At 72.2% G+C, this 13,226-nt stretch carries 10 protein-coding genes; 8 read left to right on the forward strand and 2 right to left on the reverse strand.

The annotated features are described in order from the left end of the window. Window positions 1–7 precede the first annotated feature (7 nt). The 3 genes from cofD to DC008_RS13680 all read left to right on the forward strand — a co-directional run bounded on the left by cofD (window position 8) and on the right by DC008_RS13680 (window position 3,351). The gene (cofD, locus tag DC008_RS13670; protein ID WP_108707215.1) at window positions 8–967 is read left to right on the forward strand and encodes a 2-phospho-L-lactate transferase; all 960 of its coding nucleotides are present in this window, start codon (window positions 8–10) and stop codon (window positions 965–967) included. Then, a complete protein-coding gene (locus tag DC008_RS13675; RefSeq protein WP_108707216.1) occupies window positions 964–2,274 on the forward strand; it encodes a coenzyme F420-0:L-glutamate ligase in 1,311 nt (436 codons plus the stop codon). Before cofD ends, DC008_RS13675 begins: the two co-directional genes overlap by 4 nt. A gap of 75 nt (window positions 2,275–2,349) precedes the next feature. After that, window positions 2,350–3,351: a DNA-3-methyladenine glycosylase family protein gene (locus DC008_RS13680; protein ID WP_108707217.1), complete on the forward strand. Its 1,002-nt coding sequence runs from the start codon at window positions 2,350–2,352 to the stop codon at window positions 3,349–3,351. 33 nt (window positions 3,352–3,384) lie between these two features. Here DC008_RS13680 and manB read toward each other — a convergent pair whose 3' ends face one another. Beyond that, the gene (gene manB / locus DC008_RS13685; protein ID WP_108707218.1) at window positions 3,385–4,467 is read right to left on the reverse strand and encodes a mannose-1-phosphate guanylyltransferase; all 1,083 of its coding nucleotides are present in this window, start codon (window positions 4,465–4,467) and stop codon (window positions 3,385–3,387) included. Window positions 4,468–4,722: 255 nt separating this feature from the next. After that, on the reverse strand, window positions 4,723–6,237 hold the full coding sequence (locus tag DC008_RS13690) for an N-acetylmuramoyl-L-alanine amidase (protein WP_108710682.1): 1,515 nt from the start codon (window positions 6,235–6,237) through the stop codon (window positions 4,723–4,725). A gap of 139 nt (window positions 6,238–6,376) precedes the next feature. Between DC008_RS13690 and DC008_RS13695 the strand changes: the two genes are divergently transcribed. The 5 genes from DC008_RS13695 to DC008_RS13715 all read left to right on the forward strand — a co-directional run bounded on the left by DC008_RS13695 (window position 6,377) and on the right by DC008_RS13715 (window position 13,165). Continuing rightward, a complete protein-coding gene (locus tag DC008_RS13695) occupies window positions 6,377–7,132 on the forward strand; it encodes a TIGR03089 family protein (protein WP_108707219.1) in 756 nt (251 codons plus the stop codon). A 226-nt stretch (window positions 7,133–7,358) separates the two neighbouring features. Further along, window positions 7,359–8,552, forward strand: a complete 1,194-nt coding sequence (locus DC008_RS13700; protein WP_425276540.1) for an LCP family protein — start codon at window positions 7,359–7,361, stop codon at window positions 8,550–8,552. A 224-nt stretch (window positions 8,553–8,776) separates the two neighbouring features. Beyond that, window positions 8,777–10,540, forward strand: a complete 1,764-nt coding sequence (locus DC008_RS13705; protein ID WP_108707221.1) for an LCP family protein — start codon at window positions 8,777–8,779, stop codon at window positions 10,538–10,540. Window positions 10,541–10,863: 323 nt separating this feature from the next. Beyond that, complete coding sequence (locus DC008_RS13710; RefSeq protein ID WP_164492446.1) at window positions 10,864–12,486, forward strand: LCP family protein; 1,623 nt, start codon at window positions 10,864–10,866, stop codon at window positions 12,484–12,486. A 223-nt stretch (window positions 12,487–12,709) separates the two neighbouring features. Then, window positions 12,710–13,165 (forward strand): hypothetical protein, encoded by a 456-nt coding sequence (locus DC008_RS13715; RefSeq protein WP_123954004.1) that lies wholly within the window; start codon window positions 12,710–12,712, stop codon window positions 13,163–13,165. Window positions 13,166–13,226 lie beyond the last annotated feature (61 nt).

Genomic DNA, 13,226 nt, shown 5'->3' on the forward strand with positions numbered 1-13,226 from the left:
TTGGGCCATGCGCATTGTGGTTCTGGCAGGCGGCATCGGCGGTGCCCGGTTCCTGCGTGGTCTGAAGCGGGCCGCGCCGGACGCGGACATCACGGTCATCGGCAACACCGGGGACGACATCCACCTCTTCGGGCTGAAGGTCTGCCCGGACCTCGACACGGTGATGTACACGCTCGGCGGCGGCATCAACGAGGAGCAGGGCTGGGGCCGGGCCGACGAGACCTTCCATCTGAAGGAGGAGCTCGCCGCCTACGGAGTGGGCCCGGAGTGGTTCGGCCTCGGCGACCGGGACTTCGCCACGCACATCGTGCGGACGCAGATGATCGGCGCCGGGTACCCGCTCAGCGCGGTGACGCAGGCGCTGTGCGACCGCTGGCAGCCCGGGGTGCGGCTGATCCCCATGACCGACGACCGCGTCGAGACGCATGTGGCCGTCGAGATCGACGGCGAGCGCAAGGCCGTCCACTTCCAGGAGTACTGGGTGCGGCTGCGCGCCTCGGTGCCCGCCGAGGCGATCGTCCCGGTCGGCGCCGAGCAGTCGAAGCCCGCGCCGGGCGTCCTGGAGGCGATCGCGCAGGCGGACGTCGTCCTGTTCCCGCCGTCCAACCCGGTCGTCTCGGTCGGCACGATCCTGGCCGTGCCCGGCATCCGCGAGGCCATCGCCGACGCGGGCGTGCCGGTCGTGGGCCTCTCCCCCATCGTCGGCGGCGCGCCCGTGCGCGGGATGGCCGACAAGGTGCTCGCGGCGGTCGGCGTGGAGTCGACGGCCGCGGCGGTCGCCGAGCACTACGGCTCGGGGCTGCTGGACGGCTGGCTCGTCGACACCGTGGACGCCGAGGCCGTGGACCGGGTGGAGGCGGCCGGGATCCGCTGCCGGGCCGTCCCGCTGATGATGACCGACCCGGACGCGGCCGCGCAGATGGCCCGCGAGGCGCTGGCGCTCGCGGAGGAGGTGCGGGGCGCGTGAGCGGGCCGTCCGCCGAGGGGTACCGCGTCTGGGCCGTGCCGGGACTGCCCGAGGTCCGGCCGGGCGACGACCTCGCCAAGCTGATCGCCGCCGCAGAGCCCGGGCTCGTCGACGGGGACGTCCTGCTGGTCACCTCGAAGATCGTGTCCAAGGCCGAGGGCCGGATCGTCGAGGCCGCCGACCGGGAGGCCGCGATCGACGCGGAGACCGTGCGGGTCGTGGCGCGCCGCGGCCCCCTGCGCATCGTGGAGAACCGCCAGGGGCTCGTCATGGCCGCGGCCGGGGTCGACGCCTCCAACACCCGCCCCGGGACCGTGCTGCTGCTGCCCGAGGACGCGGACGCGTCCGCGCGCGCGATCCGCGAGGGACTGCGCGCCACGCTCGGCGTCGACGTCGGCGTCCTCGTCACCGACACCTTCGGGCGGCCCTGGCGGACCGGGCTCACCGACGTCGCGATCGGCGCCGCCGGTGTCCGGGTGCTCGACGATCTGCGCGGCGGCCGGGACGCCCACGGCAACCCGCTGAGCGCGACCGTCGTGGCGACCGCGGACGAACTCGCCGCCGCCGGCGACCTCGTGAAGGGCAAGGCCGAGGGACTGCCCGTCGCCGTGGTGCGCGGCCTCGCGCACACCGTGACCGAGGACGACGGGGCGGGCGCGCGGCCCCTGGTGCGCGAGGCGCGGGACGACATGTTCCGGCTCGGCACCTCGGAGGCCGTCCGGGAGGCCGTCACCCAGCGCAGGACCGTGCGGGCGTTCACGGACGAGCCGGTCGACCCGGGGGCCGTGCGCCGCGCGGTCGCGGCGGCCGTCACCGCCCCTGCCCCGCACCACACGACGCCGTGGCGGTTCGTGCTGCTGGAGTCGTCCGGGGCGCGCACCCGGCTGCTCGACGCCATGAAGGAGGCGTGGATCGCCGATCTGCGCCGGGACGGCAAGAGCGAGGAGTCCATCGCCAAGCGGGTGCGGCGCGGCGATGTGCTGCGCCACGCCCCGTATCTGGTGGTGCCGTGTCTCGTCATGGACGGGGCGCACACCTACGGCGACGCGCGGCGGGACGCCGCCGAGCGGGAGATGTTCGTCGTCGCGACCGGCGCCGGCGTGCAGAACTTCCTGGTCGCCCTGGCCGGTGAGCGGCTCGGCTCGGCCTGGGTGTCGTCCACGATGTTCTGCCGGGACGTCGTGCGCGAGGTGCTCGGACTGCCGGACGACTGGGACCCGATGGGGGCCGTGGCGGTCGGGCATCCGGCGCGGGAGCCCCGGCCCCGGCCCGAGCGGGAGGCGGCGGCCTTCGTCGAGGTGCGCTGACGCAGCGCGCGAAGCGCCTACGCTCGTAGGGCGCCTCCTTCAAGGCGCACGCCCCTCCCCCACCCCGAGGACACCGTGGCAGGACGATTCCCCCAGCGGCCCACGCGTACGACCGTGCGCGGCGGGCAGGTCGCCGTGCCCGCAGGCGTGCCGCGCCAGGCGACGGCGCCGGGACGGGTGCGGACCTGGGTACCGGACGGGCCGCTCGATCTCGGGCTGGTCCTGGGGCCGCTGCGTCGGGGGCCGGGCGATCCGACGTTCCGCGCGACGCCGGACGGTTCGGTGTGGCGGACCGCGCTGACCCCGGCCGGGCCCGGCACGCTGCGGGTCGTCGCGCGCGGCGCCGAGGTGCGCGGCGAGGCCTGGGGACCGGGCGCCGAGTGGCTGCTGGAGCAGTTGCCGGAGATGCTCGGCGCCGCCGACGACCCGTCCGTCTTCGTGCCCCGGCACCGGGTGGTCGCGGAGGCCCGGCACCGGCGGCCGGGACTGCGGCTGACCCGCACCGGTCTGGTGATGGAGTCGCTGATCCCGTCGATCCTGGAGCAGAAGGTCACGACGGACGAGGCGTACCGGGCCTGGCGGCTGCTGGTGCGCGCGTACGGCGAGCCGGCGCCCGGGCCCGCGCCCGAGCGGATGTGTGTGATGCCCCACCCGCGGACCTGGGCGCTGATCCCGTCCTGGGAGTGGCACCGGGCCGGCGTGGACAACAAGCGGGCGTCGGCGGTCCTGCGGGCCGTGCGGGTCGCCGCGCGCATGGAGGAGGCGGTCCGGATGGCCCCGGCCGAGGCGCAGGCCCGGCTGGAGCTGGTGCCGGGGATCGGGCCCTGGACGTCGGCCGAGGTCGTGCAGCGCAGTCACGGCGCGGCGGACTCGGTCACCGTGGGGGACGTGCATCTGCCGGGCATCGTGGGGTTCGCGCTGGCCGGGGACCGGGACGCGGACGACGCCGTGATGCTGGAGCTGCTGGAGCCGTACGCGGGGCAGCGGCACCGGGCGGCCCGGCTGATCCTGCTGAGCGGGCGCGTGCCCAAGCGGCGGGCGCCGAAGATGCCCCGGGTGGACATCGGCCGCTGGTGACGGCGGGCCGGGCCCACCGTCACCCGGCGCCGGTTACAGGTCCGGTGAGAAGCGCACCGCGCCCGCCGGGATACGGGCGTCGCACCAGATCCGCGCGCCCTCGCGCAGTTCGTTGTCCGCGCCGACCACCGCGCCGTCCCCGATGACCGTGCCGGTGAGGACCGAGCGCTCGCCCACCCGGGCGCGGGTGCCGATGAGCGAGTCGGTGATGACCGCGCCGGGCTCGATGACGGCGCCCGGCAGGATCGTGCTGCCGAAGACACGCGCGCCCTCGGCGACGAACGCGCCCTCGCCCACCACCGTGCCGCCGGTCAGCTTGGCGTCGGCGGCCACCGTGGCCGTGGGCAGGACGAGCCGGTCGCCGCAGCGTCCGGGCACCGCGGGCGACGGGGCGCGGCCGAGGACGAGGTCGGCGGAGCCGCGTACGAAGGCCGCGGGCGTGCCCAGATCGAGCCAGTAGGTGGAGTCGACCATGCCCTGCAGATGGGCGCCGGCCGACAGCAGTTCGGGGAAGGTCTCGCGCTCCACGGAGACGGGGCGGCCCGCCGGGATGGTGTCGATGACCGAGCGGCGGAACACGTAGGCGCCCGCGTTGATCTGGTCGGTGACGATCTCCTCGGGGGTCTGCGGCTTCTCCAGGAACGCCGTGACCCGGCCGGTGTCGTCGGTGGGGACGAGGCCGTACGCCCGCGGGTCGGTGACCTTCGTCAGATGCAGGGAGACGTCGGCGCCGCTGGTCTCGTGGGTGCGGACCAGGGCGGCGATGTCCAGGCCCGTGAGGATGTCGCCGTTGAAGATCAGGACCGGGTCGTCGGGCGCGGAGCGCAGCCGGGAGGCGACGTTGCGGATCGCGCCGCCGGTGCCGAGGGGCTCCTCCTCCGTCACGTACTCCAAGTGCAGTCCGAGCGCGGAGCCGTCGCCGAAGTACGGTTCGAAGACCTCCGCCAGATAGGACGTCGCCAGCACGATGTGGTCGACGCCCGCCGCTCTCGCTCTCGCCAGCTGGTGCGTGAGGAACGGGACCCCGGCCGCCGGGACCATGGGCTTCGGCGTGTGCACGGTGAGCGGACGCAACCGAGTGCCCTTGCCGCCGACCAGGAGGATCGCTTCTGTCACCTGTCGTCTCTGCTTCCTGCCGGGACCGGCCCGAACTGGATTTCGGCCGGCCAGTGTATGCAGACCGTTGTGCGGTGCCCTCGACGGCAGTGCGGTGGCTCGTGTCCCGCCCCTCGTCCCCCGACGGCGGTGAATGCGACCCCATGGCCCCCCATGAGTCCCCCTTCGACCGGACGACGTCCAGGGCCCCCTGTCAGACACCTACCGGTCCGAACGGGTTCCCTGGACGTCCTTGCCCGTCGGCTCCTCCCGTGGTCAGCGGCCCTGGTAGCGGGCGGCCGTCGAACGGGCCGAGCCGAGCTTGCGGTAGAGCTGGAGCCCCGGGCACTCCGTGGAGAAGCCGTCCCGGTGACCGGAGATCACATTCAGTCGTACGTTCTTTCCCTTTCGGTAGAGATTGCCACCGCCGGACGTCAGATATGTCTTTCCGCGCGGATTGGCGCCGTAGAGACCGAGCTTCCAGGCGGTGAGGCGGGCGACGGCCTTCAGGGCGGACTTGGACGGCTTGGTGGAGCCGTAGCTGCCGAGGACGGCGATCCCCATGCTGTTCGTGTTGAAACCACGGGTGTGGGCGCCCAGGACGGCCTTCGCGACGCCCCCGGCCCGGCCCTCGTAGATGTTTCCGCACTTGTCGACGAGGAAGTTGTAGCCGATGTCGCGCCAGCCCATGCTCACGACGTGGTAGCGGTAGATACCGCGGATGACGGAAGGGGCCTGCGCGCAGGTGTACTTGCTGCCGGTCGCCGTGTGGTGGACGAAGGCCGCCTTCACCTTGCTCGTGTAGACGAACCGGCTCTCCCGCCAGCGCTCGTTCGCGCCCCAGCCGCGCCGGGTGACGATGCGCGGTCGCGGCCCGATGTACGGCTTCGCCTTCTGGGCCGCCGTCAGTTCGCTGCCGCGCAGGGTCAGCAGCTCCCGTTCGGTCTCTGCCCGGCCGAGGGCGGGGATCTCGGCGGCGCTCAGGGCGGCGACGTCGGCGTTGACGGTGGAGCCGGCGACGGCGTCGGCGGTCTCCGGCTGCAAGGCCCCGGGCCGGGCCGCGCCGAGCGTGTCGTCCTGGGGGGCGGCCTCGCCGGGGTCGACGAGTTCGAGGCGCAGGCCGGTGGGCAGGGGGGCGGCGGCTGCGGGGGCGGCGGCCGGCGTGCCGTCGGCCGGGGTTGCGGTGCCGTCGGCCGGGGTCTTGTCCGGGGCGGGGTCGGCGCCGGTCGGGGCGGGTTGGGTGCCCTGGGGGGCGGTTCCGGTGCCCTCCGGGACGGGTTCCGCGCCCTCCGGGACGACCCGTAGTTCGACGCCGTTCGACGCTCCGACCCAGAGAGGGGCCGTCGCGCCGCGCAGCCGCCCGTCGGCACCCTCCTCGGTGTCCGGGTCGGCCGCGTGGTCGGCGTTGTGGGTCTCCACGTCCTGCCAGTCGGACCAGACGCCGGTGGCCACCTCCCGGGTGCGGATCTGCACCCGGCCGTGGAGTTCGGCGGCCGGGTCGTCCCAGACGACGCCGACGAGGGAGAAGGGACGTACGGTCCGGCGGGACAGCCCCTGTGCGGCGGGGCCGTCCACGGCACGGTCACGGGTGAGGGGGACGAGGGGCAGGGACTGGGTGCTGCCGGCGGTGCTCTCCCGGCGCGCCGACGGGCCGGCCGACAGGGCCGCGCTCGTGGCCGCTTCCGCACCGGGCGCCGGTCTCGCGGTCGCGGCCACGGCGGGTGGGGTGAGCGGGAGAGCGAGAGCGGCCGCGCACGTGACACCGATCGAGGAAGCAAGGAATCCACGCATACCCCTGATGTTGAACATAGTCATACAAACCTGTCCATCGAGGACTTGACGGGGCGTCTGCGGGGGTTCGCCCGAACCGGTGGCCGGGCGTTGGTGCCGGTGGGGGTGCGGGCCGGGGCGCCCGCGTAGGCTTGCGCGGGTGAACGCCACCGACCGCACCCCTGCCGACCTGCTGCGTTCCGCGCTCGCCGCGGATCCCGGACGTCCCCTGGTGACCTTCTACGACGACGCCACCGGGGAGCGCGTCGAATTGTCCGTGGCCACCTTCGCCAATTGGGTGTCCAAGACGGCGAACCTGCTCCAGGGCCATCTGAACGCCGGCCCGGGCGACCGGGTCACGCTGCTGCTGCCCGCGCACTGGCAGACCGCCGTGTGGCTGCTGGCCTGTTCGTCGGTGGGCGCGATCGCGGACGTGGGCGGGGACCCGGCGGCGGCCGACGTGGTGGTCAGCGGCCCGGACACGCTGGAGACGGCGCGGGCCTGCCGGGGCGAGCGGGTGGCGCTGGCGCTGCGGCCGCTCGGCGGCCGTTTCCCGCAGCCCCCGGAGGGCTTCGCCGACTACGCGGTGGAGGTGCCGAGCCAGGGCGACCGCTTCGCGCCGTTCGCGCCGGTGGACCCCGACGAGCCGGCGCTGATCGTGGCCGGGCGGGAGTTCAGCGCCGCCGAGGTGGTGGAGCGGGCCCGCGCCGAGGCACCGGGCCTGGGGCTGACCGGACCGGGCTCGCGCATCCTGTCGACGCTGCCGTACGACACCTGGGAGGGTCTCGACGCCGGGCTGTACGCGGCGCTGGCGACAGGCGGCTCGGTCGTGCTCTGCCGCAACGCCGCATCGCTGGACGAGGAGGCGCTGGCCCGGCGGATCGAGGCGGAACGGGTGACCACCACCGCCCGCTGAGCCGGGGTCGGCCCCCAACGGCCCCGACACCAGGGGCCCAGCCACTCAAAGCCCCATCACCAGCGGCCCCGCCACAAGCGGCCCCCGCCACCTGAAAGCCCGGCGGAGTCACCCCCTCCCGTCACCCGTTCGGCGCAGCACCATCCGCCCCCCGGACGTCATCGGCGCCATGGTCGTAGGAGCAGCCCACACCGCACGCGCCATGTCATGAGGGGTGGACCCAGCCGTGACCGAGACCGCAGGCTCGCGCCGGGGGGCGTCGGCCAGGAGGACGTGGGTGCGGCGCGGGGCCGTCGGGGCCGGAGTGCTGCTCCTGGCCGCCGCCGGTACCGGATGGCTGGTGTACGCGAAGCTCGACGGGAACATCACCCCGGACGAGGCCGCCGCCGCCGAACTCGCCCGGTACGAGAAGGAGCGGCCGAGCGCGGCCGTGCGGGGGGCGCAGAACATCCTCGTCATCGGTTCGGACTCACGGGCCGGCGACGGCAACCGGCGCTACGGCCGCGACTCGGGCACCGAGCGGTCCGACACCACGATCCTGCTGCATCTGTCCGCCGACCACCGCAGCGCGACCGCCGTGTCGATACCCCGGGACCTGATGGTCGACGTCCCCGGCTGCCGGCGGACGGAGGGCGGGCGCAGCCGGCCCATGTTCGCGATGTTCAACTACGCCTTCCAGGTGGGCGGTTCGGCCTGCACGATCCGCACGGTGGAACGGATGACCAACATCCGGGTGGACCACCACATGGTCGTGGACTTCCACGGCTTCAAGGAGATGGTGGACGCCGTCGACGGCGTGGAGATCTGCCTGACGAAGCCGATCCGCGACAAGGCGGCCAAGCTCCGCCTCCCTGCCGGGAAGGTGACGCTCGACGGCGAGCAGGCCCTCGGCTACGTCCGCGCCCGCAAGTCCCTCGGCGACGGCAGCGACACCGACCGCATGGAGCGTCAGCAGCGCTTCCTCGCCGCGCTGGTCCACAAGGTGCGCGGCAACGACGTCCTGCTGAACCCGGTGCGGCTCTATCCGGTGCTGGACGCGGCGACGTCCTCCCTCACCACCGACCCGGCACTGGCCAGTTTGCGCGGTTTGTACGATCTCGTGCGCAGCGTGCGTGACATCCCCACCGAACGCGTGCAATTCCTCACCGTCCCGCGCGAGTCCTACGTCTACAACGCCAATCGTGACCAGCTGGTGGAACCCGAGGCGCAGCGCCTCTTCGAGCGGCTGCGTCTCGATCTGCCGGTGGCGGTCGCGGATTCACGCGGGAAATCCCCGGCTTCCCGGGGCGAATCCGCCCATGGGAGTTCCGCGGACGGCGACGCGAAAGCCGTTCCGGGGCGCCCGGACGAACCCGCCGGACACGCTTCCCCGGCCCCCACGTTCCGCGGCAACACGGCCGCCGAGAACTCCTGCGAGTAAAGCGCTTCCCAAGTCAAGGCGGCCTGTCCAGGGGATTGGGCGGAATTGCCCAGTTGTAGGGACGTGGAATTTGTCACCGTTCTCGCTCGACGCTGAACTGGGCGGATAGTGTGAGCGATCCGGTGCACCCTGCCGTACTTAGGCTTGCGCACTGCTTGACCGAGAGACCCGAGCGCCTTGGAGGGGTAGGCGCCGCGTGGCCCCGACGGAGGATTCAGACAACCGTGGACGCGCAAGGCCGTGGGCGGGCGGACGACATCGACCCCGCAGACCAGTGGGTGCTCAATCCGAACACCGGTGAATACGAACTGCGACTGACCCCTTCCGGACCGCAATCACCGGTCCCGGGGCCGCGCAGGCCTGCCTCGCGCGCCGGAGGGCCCGCGGGCCCCGGCGGCGGGCGGCCGGGGGGTGCCGTCCGTGACCGCGCGGCCGCGCCCGAGCCGCGCCCGGCGCCGGGCCGTGAGGTCCCGGTCCAGCGCAGGCGCCGGGGCGAACCGGAGGAGCCGCCGCCGGGACGCCGTTCGCGGCGGCCGGTGAAGAAGAAGAGCCGGGCCAAGAAGGCCGTGCTGTGGACCGGTGGCGTGATGGCGTTCGTGGTGGTCGCCGCCGCGGCCGGGGCCTACCTCTATCTCGAGCACCTCAACGACAACATCCAGTCCGTCTCCGACGACGGCGCGTCCACCGGTGGCTTCAGCAAGGACAAGGCCATCAACATCCTGCTGATCGGCACGGACAAGCGCACCGGGGCGGGCAACGACAAGTACGGCGACTCCGGCAGCGCCGGCCATGCCGACACCACGATCCTGCTGCACGTCTCCAAGGACCGCTCGAACGCGACCGCGCTGAGCATCCCGCGCGACCTGATCGTCGACATCCCCGACTGCCCCACGGAGCAGGAGGACGGCAGCCAGAAGGTCATCAAGGGCGAGACCGGCGCCCGCTTCAACAAGAGCCTCGGCCAGTCGGGCCGTACGCCCAGCTGCACGATGCGCACGGTGACGGAGCTGACCGGGATCAAGCCGGACAACTTCATGGTGGCCGACTTCAACGCGGTGAAGACGCTGACGTCGGCCGTGGGCGGTGTCGAGGTGTGCCTGGCCAAGGACATCGACGACCCGGACTCGCACCTGGATCTGCCGAAGGGCAAGCACATCATCGAGGGCGAGCAGGCGCTGGCCTTCGTCCGCACCCGGCACTCCGTCGGCCTCGGCGGCGACCTGAGCCGGATCGGGCTCCAGCAGCAGTTCCTGAGCGCGCTGATGCGCCAGCTGAAGTCGAACGACACGCTCACGAGCCCGACGAAGATGTTCAAGCTGGCCGAGGCGGGCACCAAGGCGCTCACCGTCGACTCGCAGCTCGACAGCATCGACAAGCTGAAGGACCTCGGTCTGGAGCTGGGCAAGCTCAACGTCAAGAACCTGACGTTCACGACGGTCCCGGTCATCGACAACCCGGCCGAGAAGGTCAAGGTGACCGTCGTCCTGAACCCGACGAAGGCGCCGGAGGTCTTCCAGGCGATCCAGAACGACGTCTCCTTCTCCGACATCAAGCAGCAGCAGAAGAAGGAGGCGTCCGCGGTGGCGGCCCGGCTCAAGGGCTCCAAGGCCGACGCCTCCGAGGTCCGGGTCCGCATCTTCAACGGCGGTGCCCCCGCGGGCAGCGCCCAGGAGACGCTCTCCTGGCTGCAGACCGAGGAGAACGTGACCAAGTCGGAGAACGCGGGCAACGCCCCGGCGGAGCTGAAGAAGACGACGCTGGAGTACGCGCCGGACCAGGCCGACCAGGCCCGCCGGCTCGCCGCCATCATGGGGCTCTCCGGGTCGGCGATGAAGCCCGGCGAGAGCGTGGAGAACTCCCAGGGCCTGCCCACGATGACGCTGACGCTGGGCAAGGACTTCAAGGGGGCGGGGGTCCCCCTGACGGCTCCGGCCAAGGCGCCGGACGTGGAGAAGTCCACCGCGGACCAGGTGCAGTGCGCGAAGTAGCCACGGTTTCCGGCCGGGAACGCAACTGTGCCGGGCTCTCGTTGGTCTGACACAGGACGTGGTGTGCCGGGCGGTGTCGCCCGGCATGCCGTGCGGCCGTGCCGGACGTGATTTTGCCGACACATGGCGAACCCTGATCGGGCCCCGAGCGGTCTGACAGTTCGCGGACCGGATGTCGGACAGGTTGGCTCGATGCAGGGGTTCGCTCCGCCGCGGACAGGGAGGTCCGGCGCGGAGCGACGGTGTGCGGGCCAGGGGTGGGGAAGGGCAGAGAGTTGGCGCAGAGCGGTGTGCGGGGGGAGGTCCCCGCTGTGGACGACACGATGTCGCTCACCCGGCAGCCCGGTCAGGGCACGCCGGCCGAACCGGACGGCCCGGGCGGCGGGCGGCACGGCGGGGGACGTGGAGACGGCTCGGGGCGGCCCGGCGACGGGCGCCGCAAGCGGCGTGCGCTGCGCTGGTCGGCGACGATCCTGGCGGTCGTCATACTCGGGACGGCCGGTGCCGGGTATCTGTACTACCGGCATCTGAACGCCAACATCGAGAAGGGCGAGCGGACCAGCGGCGACTCCAAGGCGAAGAAGGCCGAGCCCAACGCGGCCGGCCAGACCCCGTTGAACATCCTGCTGATCGGCTCGGACAGCCGTAACTCCGACGCGAACGTCGCGCTGGGCGGCAGCCGGGACAACCGGGGCAATCCGCCGCTGGGCGACGTGCACATGCTCATCCATCTGTCCGCGGACCGCGAGAGCGCCGCGGTGGTGAGCATCCCGCGGGACACCCGCGTGGACATCCCCGAGTGCACCGACCCTCAGACGGGCAAGAAGTACCCGGCGACCAACGACATCATCAACTCGTCGCTGGCCCGGGGCGGCGCCGGCTGCACCCTGGCCACCTGGGAGAACCTCACCGGGGTCTACATCGACCACTGGATGACGATCGACTTCGCAGGCGTGGTGAGCATGGCGGACGCCATCGGCGGCGTCGAGGTCTGTGTGGAGCAGAACGTGTGGGACCGCCCGCTGCCGGGCGTGCCCGGCGGCTCCGGGCTGAAGATGAAGGCCGGCCGCAAGGACGTCGAGGGCAAGCAGGCGCTGCAGTGGCTGCGCACCCGGCACGCGTGGGGCAGCGACCCGCTGCGGGCGCGCGCCCAGCACATGTACATGAACTCGATGATCCGCACGCTGAAGAAGCAGAACGTCTTCACCGACACCGGGCGCCTGATGGACCTGGCCGAGGCGGCGACGAAGTCGCTGACGGTGTCCGAGGAGATCGGCACCGTCAAGAAGCTGTACGACCTCGGCATGCAGCTCAAGTCGGTGCCGACGGACCGGATCACCATGACGACGATGCCCAACGTCCAGGATCCGCAGAACGCCAACCATCTGGTCCCGGGGTCGGGTGCCGACAAGATGTGGCAGATGCTCCGCGAGGACGTGGCCTTCGACAAGAACGGCAAGGGCAAGGACGGCAAGAGCGGCGGCAAGGACTCCGACGAGGAGAAGGATGCCTCCGCCGCCCCCACGTCCGCCCCGGAGAGCATCGGCGTCTCGGTGGTGAACGGCACCCGGACCGCCACCCTCGCCCCCGTCTCCGGCCGCGCCCACGCGATCGCCCGGCATCTGGTCGGCAAGGGGTTCACCCAGGCGCTGCAGGACTCGTCACCGGCGGTCTCCGTGGAGCGCACGGTGGTCCGTTACCCGAGCGAGGACCTCAGGGGCGAGGCCCTGCAGGTCGCCAAGGCGCTGGGCATCCCGGAGAGTTCGGTACGCCGGACCACCGACGTCTCGGGCGTCACGGTCGTCGTCGGCTCCGACTGGCGTACGGGCACGGCGTACCCGAAGGAGTCCAAGCCGTCGGCGGGCAGCCTCCCGGAGAACTCCGACGCCATCAACGGCTCGGACGAGGACCAGTGCATGGAGGTCTACGCACCGTACCGCTGGTAGCCACCGGCCACCGCAGCCACCTCACGGGACCGCCCTCACCACGAGGGCGGTCCCGTTTTTTATGGCCAATCGACAGCGATCTTCAGTCATCGGCGAGCACTGACGATCACTCAATGACCGGAACATGCCACGATCTTGGGGCCGTTCGCGGGGTTCACGAGACCCGGCACGAGGCGTCCGATCCGTCGCGCAAGTGAGAGGTCTGGAACTGATGCAGAAAAGCGTGAAGTTCAGAGCCACCCGCTGGATCACCACCGGGGCCATGGTCCTCGGCCTGGGCGTCGGGGTCCCGCTGGCCACCGCGCCCGCGGCGCAGGCCGCGGCCACCGCCGGCTGCAGCGGAACCCTGATCGACCAGATCAAGCACTACGACTACACGACCAGTTCACACCCGCACGTCGCCACGACCTACCTCTACTGGGACGGCACCTACAACTGCGCGCGGTCCGTCAAGGCGGGCTCCTACTACGGCGTCAGCTCCCGGATGAACCTGGACCTGTGGACCAAGGCCGGCGGGCACGACAACGACAACGGCTACTTCAGCTACGAGGCCGGACCCGTGAAGGTCAACGGCAAGAACACCTGTATCAACTTCGAGCTGGACATGTGGCGTCCCAACGGCGGCGCCAACTTCCTGCAGGACCACGTCCCGCCGTCGGGCTGGTTCCACTGCGGCTGACGTCCGTATGCGCACGAGGGTTGCCGCGGTGGTGCTGCGGCAACCCTCGTTCGTATCGGAG

Origin of the sequence: Streptomyces nigra (genome assembly GCF_003074055.1) — a bacterium.
Lineage (GTDB): Bacteria > Actinomycetota > Actinomycetes > Streptomycetales > Streptomycetaceae > Streptomyces > Streptomyces nigra.